General features: G+C 69.7%; 20 protein-coding genes and 1 pseudogene. 6 read left to right on the top strand and 15 right to left on the bottom strand.

The window, feature by feature from the left end; all coding sequences use genetic code 11:
* A partial coding sequence (gene hemB / locus AC07ZS_RS27690) for a porphobilinogen synthase (protein ID WP_494801659.1) occupies nt 1–982 on the top strand: 982 nt, incomplete at its 5' end.
* A gap of 17 nt (nt 983–999) precedes the next feature.
* A complete protein-coding gene (locus AC07ZS_RS27695) occupies nt 1,000–2,109 on the top strand; it encodes a magnesium transporter CorA family protein (RefSeq protein WP_494801660.1) in 1,110 nt (369 codons plus the stop codon).
* A gap of 3 nt (nt 2,110–2,112) precedes the next feature.
* Here AC07ZS_RS27695 and AC07ZS_RS27700 read toward each other — a convergent pair whose 3' ends face one another.
* The 4 genes from AC07ZS_RS27700 to AC07ZS_RS27715 all read right to left on the bottom strand — a co-directional run bounded on the left by AC07ZS_RS27700 (nt 2,113) and on the right by AC07ZS_RS27715 (nt 5,061).
* Nucleotides 2,113–2,763: a glutathione S-transferase family protein gene (locus AC07ZS_RS27700; RefSeq protein WP_494801661.1), complete on the bottom strand. Its 651-nt coding sequence runs from the start codon at nt 2,761–2,763 to the stop codon at nt 2,113–2,115.
* Between the two features lie 5 nt (nt 2,764–2,768).
* Nucleotides 2,769–3,662, bottom strand: a complete 894-nt coding sequence (locus AC07ZS_RS27705) for an amidohydrolase family protein (RefSeq protein WP_494801662.1) — start codon at nt 3,660–3,662, stop codon at nt 2,769–2,771.
* Nucleotides 3,663–3,748: 86 nt separating this feature from the next.
* Entirely contained in the window at nt 3,749–4,432 is a 684-nt protein-coding gene (locus tag AC07ZS_RS27710; protein ID WP_494801663.1) for a dienelactone hydrolase family protein, read from the bottom strand.
* Nucleotides 4,433–4,461: 29 nt separating this feature from the next.
* Nucleotides 4,462–5,061, bottom strand: coding sequence for a 2-hydroxychromene-2-carboxylate isomerase (locus tag AC07ZS_RS27715; protein WP_494801664.1), 600 nt, complete (start codon nt 5,059–5,061; stop codon nt 4,462–4,464).
* 96 nt (nt 5,062–5,157) lie between these two features.
* Between AC07ZS_RS27715 and AC07ZS_RS27720 the strand changes: the two genes are divergently transcribed.
* From AC07ZS_RS27720 to AC07ZS_RS27730, 3 genes are read left to right on the top strand one after another with little or no spacing between them, the layout of a single operon-like run.
* The gene (locus AC07ZS_RS27720; RefSeq protein ID WP_494801677.1) at nt 5,158–5,907 is read left to right on the top strand and encodes an SDR family oxidoreductase; all 750 of its coding nucleotides are present in this window, start codon (nt 5,158–5,160) and stop codon (nt 5,905–5,907) included.
* 1 nt (nt 5,908) lies between these two features.
* Nucleotides 5,909–6,394: a MaoC family dehydratase gene (locus AC07ZS_RS27725; protein ID WP_494801665.1), complete on the top strand. Its 486-nt coding sequence runs from the start codon at nt 5,909–5,911 to the stop codon at nt 6,392–6,394.
* A 38-nt stretch (nt 6,395–6,432) separates the two neighbouring features.
* Nucleotides 6,433–7,053, top strand: coding sequence for a MarC family protein (locus tag AC07ZS_RS27730; protein ID WP_494801666.1), 621 nt, complete (start codon nt 6,433–6,435; stop codon nt 7,051–7,053).
* On the opposite strand, the gene AC07ZS_RS27735 is transcribed toward AC07ZS_RS27730, so the two are convergent.
* The 10 genes and pseudogenes from AC07ZS_RS27735 to hpaR form a co-directional block, all read right to left on the bottom strand.
* Complete coding sequence (locus tag AC07ZS_RS27735) at nt 7,042–8,049, bottom strand: 2-dehydropantoate 2-reductase (RefSeq protein ID WP_494801667.1); 1,008 nt, start codon at nt 8,047–8,049, stop codon at nt 7,042–7,044. The genes AC07ZS_RS27730 and AC07ZS_RS27735 overlap by 12 nt on opposite strands.
* 4 nt (nt 8,050–8,053) lie before the next feature.
* On the bottom strand, nt 8,054–8,848 hold the full coding sequence (locus AC07ZS_RS27740) for a class II aldolase/adducin family protein (RefSeq protein ID WP_494801668.1): 795 nt from the start codon (nt 8,846–8,848) through the stop codon (nt 8,054–8,056).
* 12 nt (nt 8,849–8,860) lie between these two features.
* The gene (locus AC07ZS_RS27745) at nt 8,861–9,679 is read right to left on the bottom strand and encodes an aldolase/citrate lyase family protein (protein ID WP_494801669.1); all 819 of its coding nucleotides are present in this window, start codon (nt 9,677–9,679) and stop codon (nt 8,861–8,863) included.
* A gap of 15 nt (nt 9,680–9,694) precedes the next feature.
* Nucleotides 9,695–10,522, bottom strand: coding sequence for a 2-oxo-hept-4-ene-1,7-dioate hydratase (hpaH, locus tag AC07ZS_RS27750; protein WP_494801670.1), 828 nt, complete (start codon nt 10,520–10,522; stop codon nt 9,695–9,697).
* A gap of 4 nt (nt 10,523–10,526) precedes the next feature.
* Nucleotides 10,527–10,973 carry a 5-carboxymethyl-2-hydroxymuconate isomerase gene (locus AC07ZS_RS27755; protein ID WP_494801678.1) on the bottom strand — a complete coding sequence of 149 codons (447 nt, stop codon included), beginning with the start codon at nt 10,971–10,973 and terminating at the stop codon, nt 10,527–10,529.
* Nucleotides 10,974–10,984: 11 nt separating this feature from the next.
* Nucleotides 10,985–11,908, bottom strand: coding sequence for a 3,4-dihydroxyphenylacetate 2,3-dioxygenase (gene hpaD / locus AC07ZS_RS27760; protein ID WP_494801671.1), 924 nt, complete (start codon nt 11,906–11,908; stop codon nt 10,985–10,987).
* Nucleotides 11,909–11,948: 40 nt separating this feature from the next.
* Nucleotides 11,949–13,412 (bottom strand): annotated as a pseudogene (hpaE, locus tag AC07ZS_RS27765) (5-carboxymethyl-2-hydroxymuconate semialdehyde dehydrogenase); the annotation flags it as partial.
* Nucleotides 13,413–13,420: 8 nt separating this feature from the next.
* Nucleotides 13,421–14,194: a fumarylacetoacetate hydrolase family protein gene (locus AC07ZS_RS27770; RefSeq protein WP_494801672.1), complete on the bottom strand. Its 774-nt coding sequence runs from the start codon at nt 14,192–14,194 to the stop codon at nt 13,421–13,423.
* The gene (locus AC07ZS_RS27775) at nt 14,191–14,841 is read right to left on the bottom strand and encodes a fumarylacetoacetate hydrolase family protein (RefSeq protein ID WP_494801673.1); all 651 of its coding nucleotides are present in this window, start codon (nt 14,839–14,841) and stop codon (nt 14,191–14,193) included. The genes AC07ZS_RS27770 and AC07ZS_RS27775 overlap by 4 nt, the downstream gene beginning before the upstream one ends.
* Complete coding sequence (hpaR, locus tag AC07ZS_RS27780) at nt 14,838–15,329, bottom strand: homoprotocatechuate degradation operon regulator HpaR (RefSeq protein WP_494801674.1); 492 nt, start codon at nt 15,327–15,329, stop codon at nt 14,838–14,840. The genes AC07ZS_RS27775 and hpaR overlap by 4 nt, the downstream gene beginning before the upstream one ends.
* A 78-nt stretch (nt 15,330–15,407) precedes the next feature.
* On the opposite strand from hpaR, the gene AC07ZS_RS27785 reads away from it, so the two are divergent.
* Entirely contained in the window at nt 15,408–16,469 is a 1,062-nt protein-coding gene (locus AC07ZS_RS27785) for an NAD(P)H-dependent flavin oxidoreductase (RefSeq protein WP_494801675.1), read from the top strand.
* On the opposite strand, the gene AC07ZS_RS27790 is transcribed toward AC07ZS_RS27785, so the two are convergent.
* On the bottom strand, nt 16,444–17,501 hold a 1,058-nt coding region (locus AC07ZS_RS27790; RefSeq protein ID WP_494801676.1), incomplete at its 5' end, for a hypothetical protein. The two genes, AC07ZS_RS27785 and AC07ZS_RS27790, sit on opposite strands and share 26 nt — an antisense overlap.

The raw sequence follows: 17,501 nt of genomic DNA on the forward strand, positions 1-17,501 counted from the left end.
CCCCCACAGCCGCCCCCGCCGCCTGCGCCGGGATGCCTTCTCCCGCGACCTGGTGCGCGAGCACCGCCTCAGTGCGGCCGACCTGATCTACCCGGTGTTCGTGCTGGACGGCCAGAACCGGCGCGAGGCGGTGGCGTCCATGCCCGGCGTGGAGCGCCTGAGCCTGGACCTGCTGCTGCCGGTGGCTGAAGACTGCGTGGCGCTGGGCATTCCCGCCATGGCGCTGTTCCCGGTGATCGACCAGTCGCTCAAGACCCCCGACGGTCAGGAAGCCTTGAACCCCGACGGTCTGGTGCCGCGCGTGGTGCGCGAACTGAAAAAGCGCTTTCCTCAGCTCGGCGTGATGACCGACGTGGCCCTGGACCCGTACACCAGCCACGGCCAGGACGGCGTGCTCGACGAACACAACTACATCCTGAACGACCCCACGGTGGAGATCCTGGTGAAGCAGGCCCTGACCCAGGCGCAGGCGGGCGTGGACATGGTCGCGCCCAGCGACATGATGGACGGGCGCATCGGCGCCATCCGCACCGCGCTCGAGGCCGCCGGCCTCGTGCACACGCGCATCATGGCCTACAGCGCCAAGTACGCCAGCGCCTTCTACGGCCCGTTCCGCGACGCGGTCGGCTCGGCCGCCAACCTGGGCAAGGCCGACAAGAAGGTCTACCAGATGGACCCCGGCAACTCCAACGAAGCCCTGCGCGAGGTGGCGCTGGACCTGGCCGAAGGCGCCGACATGGTGATGGTCAAGCCCGGCATGCCGTACCTGGACATCGTGCGCCGCGTCAAGGACGAGTTCGGCGTGCCCACCTTCGCCTACCAGGTCAGCGGCGAGTACGCCATGCTCAAGGCCGCCGCGCTCAACGGCTGGCTGGACCACGACGCGGTGATGATGGAAAGCCTGCTGGCCTTCAAGCGCGCAGGCGCCGACGGCGTGCTCACCTATTTCGCGCGCGACGCCGCGCGCCTTCTGCGCGGCTGAGGCCGCCCACCCACCCCATGCGCATCTTCCACATCCTGCCCGGCTCGGTCAGCGAATCCAGCACCCTGCCCATGGTGCTGCCCGAGAAAGGCTATGTGTGGATCGCCTGCGGGCGGCGCGAATTCGAGCTGGAGCAGGGCGCGGTTCAGTCCACCCTGCAGGTGCTGTGCGGCATGACGCTGGTGGACCTGCACATCGCCGACCTGCTCAACAACCAGCTGCCCTCGCACTACGACTACACCTCGCAGTACGACATCCTGGTGTTCCGCCGGCTGGCGGCCGGCCACAGCGAGACCGACCTCGCCCACCCCGGCGAGGTGCTCACCCAGTCGGTCAAGCGCGGCGGCCCGCCCGTGCTGCGGCGCATCGACACCAGCCCGGTGGGCTTCGCGGTGTTCGACCGCGTGCTGCTCACGGTGCACCCCGTGGGCTGCCAGGCGCTGGAGCAGTACGCCACGCGCCTGCTCTCGGCCGCCACCGCCGCCTCGCGTGCGGCCGGCGTGCACCTGCCGCCCAGCCCGGCCGACCTGATGCTGCGCATCGTCAACCAGATGGTCGACGGCTACCTCGCGCTGCGCCGCGAGCTCACCCGCCAGCTCGACCACTGGCAGACCGAGCTGCTGATGCCCAAGGCGCGCTTCAGCAACTGGGGCTCGCTGCTGGACGCGCGCATCTCGCTGCACCAGCTCGATGAAATCTGCGAGGACCAGCGCTCGGCCATCCAGGACTGGAACGAGAACCTGGCCACCTGGGAGCCCAATGCATCCATCGGCGGGCAACGCGGGCTGGAGCTGCTCAAGGTGCGCTCGCGCGACGTGCTCGAACACATCGAACGCGTGGTGCACCACGTGCGCCGGCTGGAGCAGAACGCGGAGACGGCGGTGCAGATGCACTTCTCGGCCCAGAGCAACCGCACCAACGACATCATGCGCACGCTCACCGCGCTGACCGCCATCTTCCTGCCGCTCAACCTGATCGCGGGCATCTTCGGCATGAACTTCCAGTTCATCCCGCTGCTCCACCAGCAGACCGGCTTCTGGTGGGCCATCGGCTCCATGGCCTTCACGGCGGCGGTGCTGGGCGTGGTGTTCTGGCGCAAGCGCTACCTGGCGCGCACCGCGCGCTGAGCTCTACACGTAGGGTTCGACCAGGCCCTCGTTGGCCAGCACCCGCTGCACCGACGGCCTTGCGAGCATGCGCTGCAGGTAGGGGTCCAGGTGCTTGCGGTCCCGAGCCGGCGCACTGGGGAAATTGCGCGTCCAGCGGCACAGCGTGAACACATAGGCATCGAGCAGGGTGAACTGCGCCCCCATGAACCACGGGGCGCCCCGGCGCTCGATCTCGGCGTCGAGCTGGTCGAGCAGCGGCCCCACGCGGGCCTGCGCGTTGCGTTGCACCTCCGCAGCGACCTCGGTGTGCCCGGTGTCGGCCCAGCGCTCGGGATAGAAGTAGACGATGAGCGTGGCCTGCAGCGTGTTGGTCAGCCACATGAGCCACTTGTAGGCGTGGGCGCGATCGCGCGTGTCCATCGGCGGCATCAACGCGGCCTGCGGTTGCGTGTCGCTCAGGTGCAGGCAGATCGCGGCCGTTTCGTACAGCACCAGATCGCCATCGACCAGCACCGGGATCAGGCCGTTCGGGTTGAGCGCGAGGTAGGCCGGCGTCCTGTGACCGCCATTCTGTTTGTCGACCAGCACACGCTCGTAGGGCAGGCCGATCTCTTCGAGCAGGATGTGCGGCACCATGGACGCGGTGCTGGGGGCGAAGTGCAGCTGGATCATGGGATTCAAGGGGTGGGCAACGGCACACCAAAAAGCTTCGCGCCGTTGTCCCAGGCGATGCGCCGCGCCACGTCGGCCGGCAGGCCGCCGAGCCAGGTGCGGTAGCCCTTCATGAGCTCGTCGTAGTACTGCCAGCGCTGGTTGATCCAGGTGTCCGAGCCGATCAGGAAACGGTCGGGGTACTTGAGCAACAGCGTGCGCCACTCGGGGCAGAGCTGACCGTCGGCACAGGTCAGGCCCGGGCGGTACGACAGCTCACCCACCAGGCGCGGGTAACGCGCGAAGAGTTCGTCCACCCGCGCCACCGGCGTGCCGCCGATGCCGGTGTGGGCCCAGATCAGGAGCGACCTCCGCCCCTTGGACGGCGTGTTGGCCATCAGCAGGTCGATCGCCGCGTCGTCCACGTGCGCGAGGATGGCGAGGTCCTTCTCTTCGGCCAGCGCCATCAGCTGTTTCGCCACGGGCCCGTTGGCGTTGGCGCTGTCGTACAGATGGAACTCGCCCAGGCCCCGGTACGGGCCGGCGGGCGTGCCGCGCTGGAGTTCGGCGTTGACCATCTCGACGATGGTCGGGTCCCGGAACCAGTTGTTGTAGTCGGCGCGGTCGCGGTACAGGCGCACGAAAGGCACCACCGCCACGCCGGCCTTGCGCGTCTGCTCGCGCGCGCTGGCCAGCGCCTTGGTGCCGTCGTTGGGCCGGGAGTTGGCGACGATGGCGCGCACACCGTTGCGCTGCATGCGGTCGAGCACGTCGGCCATGGGGTGCGGGCAACCCGGGGCCGGTGTGTCGTGCGTGCAGGCCTCGTTGTTGTAGTGCAGGTGGGCGTCGAACAGCGGGCCGGTGTAGTCGGCCGCCGCCGCAGGAGCGCAAAGACCGATACCGCTCAGCAGAAGCGCCATCCAGAGGTGCCGCGGAACCGGCTTCGCCGGGCCGCTGGCACCGCCCCCTTGAAGGGGGTCGCGCGGAGCGCGGCGGGGGTGAGCCATCACCCCAGGTGCTGCGCGAAAAAGGCCAGGGTGCGCTCGCGCGCCAGCTTGGCCGCCGCCTCGTTGTACGAACCGCGCTGGTCGCAGTTGAAACCGTGGTTGGCGTCGTACACGTGCACCGTCACACCGGGCTGGGCCTTCTTGAAGGCCTCCACCGTGTCCAGCGGGATCCAGTGGTCCTGTGCACCGAAATTCACCATCACCGGCACGCGGGGCCGGCGCTCGAGCTCGGCCCCGACCGTCATGCCCCCGCCGTAGTACGGCGCGGCAGCAGACAGGCCCTGGAGCGCACTGGCCGAACGCCAGGTGAGCAGGCCGCCCCAGCAGTAACCGAGGATGCCGACTTTGCCGGCCTGCGCCGCGTGCTGGATCGCCGCCTGGATGTCGGGCATCACGCCCGGCGCCGGCAGGCCCTCCACGGCGGCCTTGAGCTCCATCCCGGCCTTCATGTCGGCCTCGGTGTAACCGAGCTCCACACCGGGTTTGACGCGGTGGAAGGTGGCGGGCGCCACCACGAAATACCCGTCGGCCGCGTAACCGTCGGCCACCGAGCGGATGTGCGAGTTCACGCCGAAGATTTCCTGCAGCAGCACCAGGCTGCCCTTGGCCTTGCCGCTGGGCTGGGCCACGTAGGCCGGGAACTTGAAGCCGTCGGCGGATGTGAGTTCAATGGTCTGACCCATGGTGTTTCTCCTGTTGTCGGTGGAAGAAGTCAGGCACGCAACCGGCGCGCCACGAAGTCGAGGCGGTCCTGGCCCCAGAACAGTTCGCCGTCGATGACATAACTGGGCGCGCCGAACACCTGGAGGTCGATGGCGGCCTGGGTGTTCTCGTCGTAGCGCGCCTGCACCCCGGGCTGCCGGGACTGCGCCAGCCGCGCGGCGTCCAGGCCGGTCTCGGCCAGCAGGGCCGCCAGCGTGGCGTCGTCGGCGATGTCGCGCTCCTGGGCCCAGACGGCGGCCAGCACCGCGCCCGTCAGGCGCATCGCGGCCTCGTCGCCGTCCTGCTGGACCACGGCGGTGATCAGCCGTGCGGCGGGGTCGCCCGCCACCGGGAAAAAGCGCGGCTCGGGGTGGATGGGGATGTCCAGCGCCTCGCTGAAACGGCGCAGCTCGAGCAGGCGGTAGGCCTGGCGCTGCGGCGCGCGCTTCTGCAGGGGCAGCCCGCCGGTGAGCGGGAAGATCTTGCCCAGGTCCATGGGGAGCACCCGCACGGCCGTGCCGGTGTCGCGCAGCAGGGCGGCAAAGCGCTGGTGGCCCAGGTAGGCCCAGGGGCTTTGCGGGACGAAGTAATAGTCGACTGTGCGACGCATGTCGGTCTCCTGTCGCTGTTGTAATGGCAAGCTCGGTGGCGAGCCCGTGTTGTACGCGATGCCACCACATTCTGCAGGAGACGGGTTATGGCTGAGATGACAGGCCGGGCGCTGCTGGTCACCGGCGGTGGGCGCGGCATCGGCGCCGCCACGGCACAGCTGGCCGCGCGGCAGGGCTGGGCGGTGGCGGTGAACTACACCGCGAACTCGCTGGCGGCCGACGAGGTGGTGCGCGCGATCCGCGCCGAGGGCGGCACGGCCATGAGCGTGCAGGCCGACGTGGCCGACGAGGCGCAGGTGCTCGCGATGTTCACGAAGATCGACGCCAAGCTGGGCCGCCTGCACGGCCTGGTGAACAACGCGGGCGTGGTCGACGTGACGGCCCGGGTGGACGAGATGAGCGTGGCGCGCTGGCGCCGCATGTTCGACATCAATGTGATCGGCTCGATGCTGTGCGCGCGCGAGGCGGTGCGCCGCATGAGCACGAAGCACGGCGGCGAGGGCGGCTCCATCGTGAACCTCTCCAGCGCGGCCTCGCGCCTGGGCTCGGCCGGCCAGTACGTGGACTACGCGGCGGCCAAGGGGGCGATCGACGCCTTCACCATCGGCCTGGCGCGGGAAGTCGGCGGCGAAGGCGTGCGCGTGAACGCGGTGCGCCCCGGCTTGATCGAGACCGAGATCCACGCCTCCGGCGGCCTGCCCGACCGGGTGCGCGACCTGAAACACCTGGTGCCCATGCAGCGCGGCGGCCGGGCCGACGAAGTGGCGCAAGCCATCGTCTGGCTGCTGTCCGACGCCGCGAGCTACACCACCATGACCCTGATGGACGTTTCCGGAGGCCGATGACATGACGACGAATCAAACGAACACATCGCACATCAAATACTGGTGGGAAGACCTGCAGGTCGGCGAGACCCGCGACCTGGGCACCATCACCCCCACCGCCGAGGAGACGGTGGCCTTCGCCAGCCAGTTCGACCCGCAGCCCTTCCACCTCGACGCCGAGGCCGCCAAAGCGTCGGTGTTCGGCGCGCTCAGCGCCAGCGGCTGGCACACCTGCGCCATGGCGATGCGGCTGATGGTGACCAACTTCCTCAACGAAAGCTCCAGCCTGGGCTCGCCGGGCCTGGAGAGCGTGAAGTGGCTCAAGCCGGTGTTCCCGGGCGACACGCTGCGGCTGCAGCACACGATCCTGGAAAAGCGCCCCATGAGCAAGCGCCTGGACGTCGGCCTGGTGCGCACCACCTGGGAGATGTTCAACCAGCATGGCGACAAGGTGCTGTTCATGGAAGGCTACGGCATGTTCCGGCGGCGCGAGCCGGGCAAGGCGTAGGCCGCGCACAGCGCGGCGGGGGTGGGTCACAATCCACCATGGATTTCAAGCCACTCATCACCCTGCTGGCGATCGTCAACCCGCTGGCGATCGTGCCGTTCTTCATCCATTACACGCAGGGCTTCTCGCGCCAGCAGCGGCAGCGAACGGTGATGATCTCGGCCTTCAGCGCCTTCGCGGTGATCGCCACCTGCGCCGTCATCGGCCTGCAGATCCTGGAGTTCTTCAGCATCTCGCTGGCGAGCTTCCAGGTGGGCGGCGGCATGCTGCTGCTGACCTCGGCACTGTCCATGCTCAACGCGCAGCCGGCGGAGGCCAAGGCCACCGACCAGGAGCTGAGCGACACCTCGGCACGCACCTCCATCGCGGTGGTGCCGCTGACGATCCCGCTGCTCACCGGGCCGGCCACCATGTCCACCGTGGTGATCTACGCCGACCAGGCCAAGACCTTCTTCCAGCACGCCGCCCTGGTGGGCTATGGCGTGGTGATCGCCGTGGCCACGGCGATCTGCTTCACGCTGGCCGAGCCGATCGCGCGCTTCCTGGGCCAGACCGGCATCAACGTGATGACGCGGCTGATGGGCCTGATCCTGGCCGCGCTGTCGGTCGAGGTGATGGCGACCGGCCTGGTGAAGCTGTTCCCCGCCCTATTGGGCTGACGGATACAGCCCGAGGGTCTGTGCCTGCAGGCGCGAGAGGCCCAGCAGCGCGTCGGTGAACGGCGTGGGCACGCCGGTGAGCTGGCCGAGTTCGCGCACCACGGTCACCAGGGCGTCGAGCTCCACCGGCTTGTGCGCCTGCACGTCCTGCAGCATCGAGGTCTTGAACGCACCGAGCTTGAGCGTGACCGCGTGGCGGTCTTCGGGCTGCTGGTCGATCGGGATGCCGATGCGCGCCCCGATGTCCTTGGCTTCGAGCATCACGCGGCTGATGAAGTCGCGCACCAGCGGGTCGCCCAGGATGCGGTCGGTGGTGGCGCCGGTGAGCGCGCTCACGGGGTTCACCGTCATGTTGCCCCAGAGCTTGTACCAGACGTCTTTCTGGATCTGCGGCGACACCGTGGCGTTGAGCCCGGCGCGCCGCAGCAGCTCGGCCAGGGCCGCCACCCGCTCGCTGGACTCGCCCGAAGGCTCGCCCAGGATGAGGCCGTTGCCGAAATGGTGGCGGATCACGCCGGGCGCGTCCACCGAGCAGCTGGCGTGCACCACGCCGCCGATGACGTGGCGCGCCGGGATGCTGCGCTCGATCTCGCCGTCCGGGTCCACCGTCTTCAGGCGCGTGCCGGCGCGCTCGCCGCCAAAGCCGTTGAAGAACCACCAGGGCACGCCGTTCATGGCGGTGAGCACCACGGTGTGGCGCCCGATCAGCGGTGCGATGCCACGCGCGAGGTCGGGCAGCGAGGGCGCCTTCACGGCCACGATGACGAGGTCCTGCACGCCCAGGGTCACGGCGCTGGCGGCGGCCTGCACCGGCGCCCCCTGCAGTTGGCCGTCCTGGTGCAGTTGCAGGCCGTCGCGCTGCAGGGCCGCGAGGGTCTCGCCGCGCGCCAGCGCGCTCACGATGCAGCCCGTGTGCGAGAGCCGCACGCCCAGCCAGCCGCCAATGGCGCCCGCGCCCACGATGGCCACGCGTTGAAAGTCGGGGGAAGCGCTCAAGAGGTCACTCCAGGTAGCTGCGGTCCAGGCGGTTCACCTGCCGGACCAGCGCGTCGAACACGTCACGGCCTGCGCCGTGGTGGGGATTGAACTGCAGCGCGTCGCGCGTGCATTTTTCGGCGATGGCCTCGGGCACCGGCAGCGCCGCCTGCGCGCCGCCCATCGAGAACGTCGCCATCTGGATCTCGCAGGCGCGCTGCAGTGTCCAGAGAATGGCGAAGGTCTGCGGCAGGGTGGCACCCCAGGCCAGCAGGCCGTGGTTGCGCAGGATCACCGCCGGCCGGTCGCCGATGCTCTTGAGCAGGCGCGGCGCCTCCTCGGCGTGGATGGTGATGCCCTCGAAGGTGTGGTACGCCACCATGCCGTGCAGCTGCGCGGTATAGAAGTTGGTCTGCTGCAGGCCATCCTTCAGGCAGGCCACGGCCACGCCGGCGGTGGTGTGGGTGTGCATCACGCAGTGCGCACCGGGCAGGCCGTCGTGGATGGCGGCGTGCACCGTGAAGCCGGCCGGGTTGACCGGGTGCGGCGAGCCGTCGAGCACGGCGCCCTGCAGGTTGATCTTCACCAGGTTGCGCGCCGTGACCTCGCTGTAGTGCAGGCCGAAGGGGTTGATCAGGAATTGCTTGTCGTCACCGCAGACGCTGGCGGGCAGGCGCAGCGTGATGTGGTTGTAGATCATCTCGGTCCAGCCCAGCATGGCGAAGACGCGGTAGCAGGCGGCGAGCTCGACGCGCGCGGCCCATTCGTCCGGGTGCATGCCGGCGGGTGTGGCGGTGGTGGTGGGCAGGGCGGCGTTCATGGCGGCGATCTCCTAGTACACACTGCCCTTGGCCTGGGCGGGCACGGCGGGCGCATCGGTCTTGAAGCGCGCGGCCAGGGCGCTGGTCTGGCGCGCGAGGATCTGGGTGTCCAGCCCCACGGCCACGAACACCGCGCCCAGCGCGAGGTAGTGGCGCGCCTGGGCTTCGTCGGTGGTCAGGATGCCGGGCGCCTTGCCGGCGCGCAGGATGCGCGCGATGGCGTCCTCGATCGCGGCCTGCACCTCGGGGTGGCCCGGGTCGCCCACGTGGCCCAGCGAGGCGGAGAGGTCGGCGGGGCCGATGAAGACGCCGTCCACGCCGGGCGTGGCCGCGATGGCATCAAGCTGCTGCAGGGCCTCGCGCGTCTCGGCCTGCACCAGCAGGCAGACCTGGGCGTTGGCCTCTTGGGCGTAGTTGGGGTAACGGCCCCAGCGCGAGGCCCGGGCGCCGGCCATGCCGCGCACGCCGCCCTGGCCGTCGTTCTGCGGGTAGCGGCAGGCGCGCACCAGCTGGGCCGCCTGCTCCGGCGTGTCCACCATGGGCACCAACAGGGTCTGCAGGCCGACGTCGAGGTACTGCTTGATGATCGCCGCGTCGCCCACGGGCACGCGCGCAATGGCGTGCGAGCCGGGGTAGGCGGCGATGGCCTGGGCCTGCGACAGCAGGTCCTGCAGGCCGTTGGGCGAGTGCTCGCCGTCGATCAGCAGCCAGTCGAAGCCGGCACCGGCGCAGATTTCCGCGCTGTAGGGGTTGGCCAGACCGAGCCAGAAGCCGATTTGCGCGCGGCGCTCGGTGAGCGCTTGCTTGAAGGGGTTGACGGGTGTTTGCATGGGGATGAAGGGGAATCAGACGAACTGGAAACGAAGGCTGCCGAGCGGGCCGTAGTCGGCCTCAAACAGGTCGCCCTGGCGGGCGGCGACCGGCCGCGTGAACGAGCCGGCCAGCACGATCTGGCCGGGCTGGAGCGATTCGCCCCAGGGAGCGAGCTTGTGCGCCAGCCACGCGATGCCGACCGCCGGGTGGCCCTGCACGCCGGCGGCCAGCCCGGTTTCTTCGACGGCGCCGTTCTGCCGCAGGATGGCGCCGCACCAGGGCAGGTCGAGGGTGAACGGGTCGGCGCGGTAGCGCAGATCTCCCTCGCCGATGACGATGCCGGCGTTGGCCGCGTTGTCGCTGATGGTGTCGAACACCTTGCGCATGACCTTGGTGTGGCGGTCGAACTGCTCGATGCGCGCGTCGATGATCTCGATGGCGGGCGTGACGTACTCGGTGGCGGCGAGCACATCCTCCACCGTCACGTCCACGCCCTGCAGGGGCGACTTGAGCACGAAGGCGAGTTCCACCTCCACGCGCGGCGCGATGAAGCGCGAAGTCGGGATCTGCAGCACCTCGCCCGCCATGGCGGTGAAGCGCATGCTGTCGAGCAGGGTGCCGAAGTCGGGCTCGTCGATCTGGCTGGAGATCTGCATCGCGCGGCTGGTGAGGCCGATCTTGTGGCCGATGACCTGTCGGCCGGCGGCCACCTGCAGAGCCACCCAGGCCCGGCCAACGCGGTAGCCGTCGTCGACCGTCATGCCGGGAAAGCGTTTGGAGAAGTGCTCCAGCGGCACGCGGCTGCGTTCCGAAGCGTCGAGCTCGGCCGCGAGCTGCTGGATGAGGGTGTCGTCGAGCATGGGGTCAGCTCCGGTTGAACAGCGGGTGCAAGGAACTGGTCTTGGCGTCGAACACCTCGTGGCCTTCGTCCACCTGCACGGTGATGCCGATGGCGCGCGTGGCGAGCTGCACGGCGAAGTGCGCCTTCACCACGGCCTGCAGCGCATCGCCCACGCGCTGGTGCGTGACGGCGCTTCGGCCTTTGGCCATGCGCACGTTCATGTAGACGAAGGCGTAGTCGCCCCCCAGGCCGGCGGCGACGCCGGCCGCACCGCCGTCCGAGATGGCACTGTGGGCCGCCGGGTAGGCCAGCACGCGCGTGCCACCGGTGGGAAAGACCTGCTTGTCGGCCTCGTCGCGCACCGCGAGCATGGCGTCGCACAGCTCGCGGCAGAGCGCGCCCATGTCGGTGCCGCCTTCGCTGGCGGCCTTGTCGAGGTTGGGGGTGTAGAGGATGACGAGGTGCGGCATGGGTGGCGTTCTCAGAGTCGGGAGACGGCCTGGTAGCCCTTGGCCGACGAGGCCTGCGCGGCGGGGATGGCCGCGCCGGTCTGCGGGGTGACAGGGAACACGGCGTTGATCTGGCCGGTGCCGGAGGCGCCGAAGTACGGGGTGATGACTTCGGCCCGCCCATCGTAGTCGCTCCAGCCGAGGGCGCCGAGCATCATGGCGGTGTCGTGCATGAAGCCTTCGCCGTGGCCTTTGGCGGCGTACTCGGGGAGCATTTCGCAGAAGGCTTTCCACTCGCCTTGCGCCCACATCTCGACGACGCGGCGGTCCAGGGTTTCGAGGAAGGGGCTCCAGATCTTGAAGGCGTAGTCGGGTGCCAGGCCGTTCTGCGCGAAGCGGTGGCTGAGGGAGCCGCTGGCGAAGAAGGCGACGGTGCCGTCGTAGTGGTCTTCGACGGCTTTGCGCATGGCCCAGCCGAGGCGCGCGCTGTCGTTGAGGTAGTGGGACTGGCACAGCGCCGAGACCGAGATGGCCTTGAAGTGCTGGTCGGCGTTCATGTAGCGCATGGGCACGAGGGTGCCGTATTCGGGGCCGAGGGTGGTGGCATCGTGGGCCAGGGTTTCGACGCCGTGCTGGTTGCACACCTTGGCAAGCAGCTGGCCGAGTTCGGGGTTGCCCGGGATCTCGAACGGCATGTTGCTGATGAAGTGGGGCAGCTCGTTGCTGGTGTAGGTGCCCTGGAAGTGGGGGGCGCAGTTGAGGTGGTAGCTGGCGTTGACGAGCCAGTGGGTGTCGAAGACGACGATGGTGTCGACACCGAGTTCGCGGCAGCGGCGGCTGATTTCCTGGTGGCCGTCGATCGCGTCCTGCCGCGTGCCCTTTCTCGGGCCGTCGAGTTCGCTCAGGTACATCGACGGGACGTGGGTGATCTTTGCGACGAGTGCTAGTTTGCCCATGATCGGTCCTCTGGTTTTTTGTAGATGCTCCGTGGGTTTGCCAGTGGGGAATGTGGTGAGAGCCCAGGGACACAGCGACGTTCTTGGGCTCCAGGAACACCTCATAACTCCAGGTCCCCCCTTCGCGCCCCGTGCCGCTCGCCTTCGTGCCTCCAAACGGCTGACGCAGATCCCGCACGTTCTGCGAGTTGACGAAACACATGCCCGCCTCCACCGCCGCCGCCACCCGGTGCGCGCGCCCCAGGTTCTCCGTCCACACATAGCTGGAGAGACCGTACTGGATGTCGTTCGCCAGCTCGATCGCATGCGCCTCGTCGCGGAACGGGATCAGGCAGGCCACCGGGCCGAAAATTTCCTCCTGCGCGATGCGCATGCGGTTGTCCACGTCCGCAAACACCGTCGGCCACACGTAGTTGCCCTTGGCCACGCGCGAGGACAGTTCCGGCGCGTACGACGGCCGGTCCAGCCCGCCGCACAACATCGTCGCGCCCTCCTTCGGGCCCAACTCGATGTAGCTGCGCACCTTGGCCAGGTGCGCCTGGCTGATCATGGGGCCCACGATGGTCTTCTCGTCCAGCGGATCGCCCACCGTGATGCGCTTGGCGCGCTCCACGAACTTTGCCACGAAGTCGGCATAAATGCTCTGCTGCACCAGGATGCGGCTGCCCGCGGTGCAGCGCTCGCCGTTGTTGCTGAAGATCATGAACACCGCCGCGTCCAGCGCGCGGCCCAGGTCCGCATCGTCGAAGATCACGAACGGGCTCTTGCCGCCCAGCTCCATGCTGAACTTCTTCAGGCCCGCGCTCTGCACGATGCGGTTGCCCGTGGCCGTGGAGCCGGTGAAGGAGATCGCGCGCACGTCCGGGTGCGCGCACAGCGGCTCGCCCGCGTCCTTGCCGTAACCATGCACCAGGTTGAGCACCCCCGCCGGAATGCCGGCCTCCAGCGCCAGCTCGCCCAGGCGCGCGGCCGTCAGGGGCGACAGCTCGCTCATCTTCAGCACCGCCGTGTTGCCGAACGCCAGGCAGGGCGCGACCTTCCAGGTCGCCGTCATGAACGGCACGTTCCACGGGCTGATCAGCGCACACACGCCCACCGGATGGAACAGCGTGTAGTTCAGGTGCGTGGGCGTGGGGTAGGTGTGACCGTCCACCCGCGTGCACATCTCGGCGAAGTAGTGGAAGTTGTCGGCCGCGCGCGGCACCAGCTGCTTGCCGGTCTGCGCGATCACCTGGCCGCTGTCGTTGGTCTCGGTCTGCGCGATCTCGGGCACGTGGGCCGCGATCAGCTCGCCCAGCTTGCGCATGAGCCTGGCGCGCTCGGTGGCCGGCAGGCCGGCCCATTTCGGAAACGCGTCCTTCGCGGCCTGCACGGCGGCGTTGATCTCCGCCGCGCCGCCCGCGCTGACCTCGGCCAGCACGTCCTGCGTGGCGGGGTTGAGGGTCTCGAAGCTCGCGGCGCTGGCCACGGCCTTGCCGTTGATGAGGTGCTGGATCGTCGTCATGCTGCGGTTCAGGGGTGTTGGGTGATGGTGTTGACGAGGTCGCCGATGCCTTCGATGGACGTGACGATCACGTCGCCGGGCTGGCAGTCGACCACGCCGTCGGGCGTGCCGGTGAGGATCAGGTCGCCGGGTTGCAGCGTCATGAAGGCGCTGAAGTACTCGATGAGCGTGGGCACGTCGAAGATCATGTCGCGCGTGCTGCCCTGCTGCGTCACCTCGCCGTTGACCGTGGTGCGCAGTGCGAGGTTCATCGCGTCGGGCACGTCGGCCGCGTCCACCAGCCAGGGGCCGATGGGCGTGCAGGTGTCGCGGTTCTTGGCGCGCAGATTGGGTCGGTACCAGTTCTCCAGCACGTCGCGGATCACGTAGTCGTTCGCCACCGTGTAGCCGCCCACGAAGTCCATGGCGTCGGCCTTCTTCACGCGCTTCGCGGTGCGCCCGATCACCACCGCGAGTTCGCACTCGTAGTGCATGAAGTCCACGCCGGGCGGGCGCCGCGTGAAGCCGCGGTGGCCGGTGAGCGAGGCCTCGCCCTTCACGAAGGCCAGCGGTTCCTCGGGTGCCTTGAAGGCGAGTTCCTTCGCGTGGTCGGCGTAGTTCAGGCCGAGCGCGAGCACGGTGCGCGGGCGCTGCGGCGGCAGGGGTTGCAGCGGCGGCAGCCAGACCACGTCGTCAAACGCCACGCGGCGGCCTTTCAGCGCCGGCGTGAGCAGTTCGAGCTGGCCGTCGGCCTCGATGGCGTCGTGGACCGCGCCGGCCCAGGCGATGCGGGCGCACTTCATGCGGCCACCTCCTGTGTGAAGCTGTGCAAGGTGGATGCGAAGCCCGGGGCGGTGATCTCCACCGTGTCGCCCGGGTGCACCAGGGGGCGCGTGCCGTCGGCCAGGCAGTCGGTGCCCAGCATCAGCACGTCGCCCGGGCGCAGGGTCATGAACTCGCTCACGTCGGCCACCAGAGTGGCGGCGTCGCGCAGCAGCTCGGCCAGGGCCGTGGTCTGGCGGTGCACGCCGTTGAGGTGGAGTTCGATTTGAAGGTCGGCCAGCCCGGCCAGGCCGCCGAGCCGCGCGAGCGGCACGCACTCGGCGCCCACGCCGAGAAAGCCGTCGACGCAGCGCGCCTTGACCGGCGGGCGGTAATAGCTCTCGTGCGCGACGGCCAGGTCGTTGAACAGCACCGCGCCGAACACGCCGTCGTCGCCCATCACCAGGCCGAGCGGGGCCGACACCTGCACCGCCGCGCCGGCGGGCAGCGCGATGGACTGGCCATGGGGCGTGAAGGTGTTGGCGGTCTTGATGTAGAGCACCGGCGCCTTGGGCGGCGCCTTGTAGGGCGCCTCGTGCATGCGCGGCGCCCACAACGCGTGCTCGCGCTGGAAATTGAGCAGGGTGCCGTAGACCGTGCCGGCCGGCATCCAGGGAACGGGGTTCATGCGGCGTCTTCCTCCAGGCCGTCGGCCTCTTCGGTGTTCATGGGTTGTTCGAGCGCGATCACCTCGTCGAGCAAGGCGTAGAGCTGCGCCAGCCGGGCCTTGCCCAGGCGCTGTTCCATCCATGCGTAGTGCGCCTCGATGGTGCTGGAGAGGCCCTTCACCAGCTTGAGCCCGGCGGGCGTGGCGCGCACCACGGTGCGCCGCGCGTCCTGCGGGCAGCGGCTGCGCGCGATCAGACCGTCGCGCTCCATGCGGGTCAACACGCCGGTGAGGCTGGGGCCGAGCAGAAAGGCCTCGCGGGCCACGCGCCCGGTCTCCACCCCGCCGGGCAGCTGGGCGTGTTCGCCCAGCACGCGCAGCACGCGCCACTGCTGGTCGGACAGGCCGTACTCGCGCAGGCTGGGCCGGGTGTGCAGCATCACCGCCTCGCGCGCTTCGAGCAGCAGGCGGGGCAGGTTGCGGTGGATGAAAGGGGTGGCGTCGTCCATTTATTTAATATATTAAATGATTATTCTGGAAACAAATCAAGGGTTTACCCGGGACGGCGGCGCGGTGAGAATGCGCGCATGAACGCACTCACCACCCTGCTCGGTACCGAATACCCCTTGATCCAGGCGCCGATGGCGGGCGTGCAGGGCGCGGCCCTGGCGGTGGCGGCGTGCAACGCGGGTGCCCTGGGCTCCCTGCCCTGCGCCATGCTTTCGCCCGAGGCCATGGACCGCGAGCTGACGGCGCTGGCGGCCGGCACCCGGCGGCCGTTCAACGTCAATTTCTTCTGCCACGCACCACCCGAGGCCGACGAGGCGAGGGAAGCGGCGTGGCGCGCCTGGCTGACCACCTACTACCGGGAAGCCGGGCTCGACATCGACGCCGTGCCCGCCGGCCCGGGCCGCGTGCCGTTCAACCGCGCGGCGGCCGACATCCTCGAGCGCTTCCGGCCCAAGGTGGTGAGCTTCCATTTCGGCCTGCCCGACCTGGACCTGCTGGACCGGGTGAAGGGCTGGGGCAGCGTGGTGCTCTCTTCCGCCACCACGGTGGAAGAGGCGCGCTGGCTGGAGGCCTTCGGCGTGGACGCCATCATTGCCCAGGGCGTCGAGGCCGGCGGCCACCGGGGCATGTTCCTCACGGACGACCTCACGACGCAGACGGGCACGTTCGCGCTGCTGCCGCAGATCGTGGCGGCCGTGGGTGTGCCGGTGATCGCGGCCGGCGGCGTGGCCAACGCGGCGGGCGTGGCCGCCGCCATGGCCCTGGGCGCCTCGGGCGTGCAAGTGGGCACGGCCTTCCTGTGCTGCCCCGAAGCCACCACCAGCGCCCTGCACCGCGCGGCGCTGCAGAGCGAGGCGGCCCACCACACCGCCCTCACCCACCTGTTCACGGGCCGCCCGGCGCGCGGCATCGTCAACCGCGTGATCCGCGAACTCGGGCCCATGAACCCGGCCGCACCGGCCTTCCCTCTGGCCACGGCGGCCATGGCGCCGCTGCGCGCGCACTGGGAGGCCAAGGGCAGCGGGGACTTCTCACCGCTGTGGTCGGGCCAGAACGCCAGCGGCTGCCGCGAGGTGCCGGCCGCCGAGCTGATCGGCGAGCTGGTTCAGGGCTTCAACCCGGGTCGCGCTGCGCGTTGAGCCAGCGCTTGAGCCGCGCGGGATCGCCCGCCCGCTCGAGGTCGCGCGCCAGCTGCGCCAGGGCGCCTTCGAGCGCGCGGGTCTGATCGATCCGGTTCTGCAGCAGGGTGTTGGCGTTGGGTGAGGCGCCTTCGGGCAGGTCGAACTCGTCGGCCAGCGCGCTCTGCCGCCCCGCGCGCTCGCGCTCCAGCGCCGCCACCTGGGCCTTGAGCAGGAGCGTGAGCGAGGCCAGGCGCTCGTCGGACAGCTGCTGCCCGGCGGCGGGGTCGGCCAGCTCGGCACGGGCCTGGATCTGCAGCAGCGCGACGAGGTCGCGTTTTTCGTAGGCGGCGTTGGCCTCGCTCATCAAGGCCGTCTTGCGCAACCGCGCTGGCGGATCGGTTTCGCGGTCGGGGTGCAGGGCACTGGCGAGCTGGCGGAACAGGCGGCGCAACAAGGTGTCGGCGTCGTGCTGCCCGGTCTGGCGCGCGGCGGCGCCGGGTTTGCGGCGTTCGCGCCGGGCCTGTGCGGCGTCGCGGCGCTGCTGCTGCTCGTCTTCCTGCGCGCGCCGCAACCGCTCCATGCCGGCGCGCAGCAGCTGTTCGGCGCTGAGGTCCTGGCCTTCGTCGTCCAGCGGCTCGCCCAGCACCGCCTCCAGCCGCTGCCGCAGCGCGTCCGCCGAGTCCTGCTTGAGCTGCGCGAGGGTGCGCGGGCTGTGGCGGTCGTGCAGCCCGCGCATCGCGGCGTCGCCCGCTTCGGCCAGGCTGCGCGCCAGGCCGCACAGCCGCGTGCGCGCGGTGTCGGCCTGCGCACGGCTCAGCAGTTTGCCTTGCAGGTGCCCGTCGAGCGCCAGGGCCAGCGCGCGCTGCGCCTGCGCCAATTGCCGGCGCAACGGGTCGACCGCTCCGTGGAGCGCCTGGCGGTGCTGCTGCGCCAGGGCATCCATCTCGGCCAGCTGGCTTTTGAGCTTGTCGATGCGGGTGAGCTGCAGGTTGTAGGCGCGCGCGGCGGCCGTCAGCGCTTGCGCGCCCGGCGGCAGGACTTGAAGGGCGG

It is taken from the genome of Hydrogenophaga sp. GW456-12-10-14-TSB4 (assembly GCF_059424305.1).

Bases quoted from the DNA above. Each gene is read 5' to 3' on its own strand.
- AC07ZS_RS27695 (WP_494801660.1), top strand. From the start codon at position 1,000: ATGCGCATCTTCCACATCCTGCCCGGCTCGGTCAGCGAATCCAGCACC.
- AC07ZS_RS27715 (WP_494801664.1), bottom strand. From the start codon at position 5,061: ATGCGTCGCACAGTCGACTATTACTTCGTCCCGCAAAGCCCCTGGGCC.
- AC07ZS_RS27700 (WP_494801661.1), bottom strand. From the start codon at position 2,763: ATGATCCAGCTGCACTTCGCCCCCAGCACCGCGTCCATGGTGCCGCAC.
- hpaD (WP_494801671.1), bottom strand. From the start codon at position 11,908: ATGGGCAAACTAGCACTCGTCGCAAAGATCACCCACGTCCCGTCGATG.
- AC07ZS_RS27755 (WP_494801678.1), bottom strand. From the start codon at position 10,973: ATGCCGCACCTCGTCATCCTCTACACCCCCAACCTCGACAAGGCCGCC.
- AC07ZS_RS27720 (WP_494801677.1), top strand. From the start codon at position 5,158: ATGACAGGCCGGGCGCTGCTGGTCACCGGCGGTGGGCGCGGCATCGGC.
- AC07ZS_RS27770 (WP_494801672.1), bottom strand. From the start codon at position 14,194: ATGAAGTGCGCCCGCATCGCCTGGGCCGGCGCGGTCCACGACGCCATC.
- AC07ZS_RS27745 (WP_494801669.1), bottom strand. From the start codon at position 9,679: ATGCAAACACCCGTCAACCCCTTCAAGCAAGCGCTCACCGAGCGCCGC.
- AC07ZS_RS27710 (WP_494801663.1), bottom strand. From the start codon at position 4,432: ATGGGTCAGACCATTGAACTCACATCCGCCGACGGCTTCAAGTTCCCG.
- hpaR (WP_494801674.1), bottom strand. From the start codon at position 15,329: ATGGACGACGCCACCCCTTTCATCCACCGCAACCTGCCCCGCCTGCTG.
- AC07ZS_RS27725 (WP_494801665.1), top strand. From the start codon at position 5,909: ATGACGACGAATCAAACGAACACATCGCACATCAAATACTGGTGGGAA.
- AC07ZS_RS27705 (WP_494801662.1), bottom strand. From the start codon at position 3,662: ATGGCGCTTCTGCTGAGCGGTATCGGTCTTTGCGCTCCTGCGGCGGCG.
- AC07ZS_RS27775 (WP_494801673.1), bottom strand. From the start codon at position 14,841: ATGAACCCCGTTCCCTGGATGCCGGCCGGCACGGTCTACGGCACCCTG.
- hpaH (WP_494801670.1), bottom strand. From the start codon at position 10,522: ATGCTCGACGACACCCTCATCCAGCAGCTCGCGGCCGAGCTCGACGCT.
- AC07ZS_RS27785 (WP_494801675.1), top strand. From the start codon at position 15,408: ATGAACGCACTCACCACCCTGCTCGGTACCGAATACCCCTTGATCCAG.
- AC07ZS_RS27740 (WP_494801668.1), bottom strand. From the start codon at position 8,848: ATGAACGCCGCCCTGCCCACCACCACCGCCACACCCGCCGGCATGCAC.
- AC07ZS_RS27730 (WP_494801666.1), top strand. From the start codon at position 6,433: ATGGATTTCAAGCCACTCATCACCCTGCTGGCGATCGTCAACCCGCTG.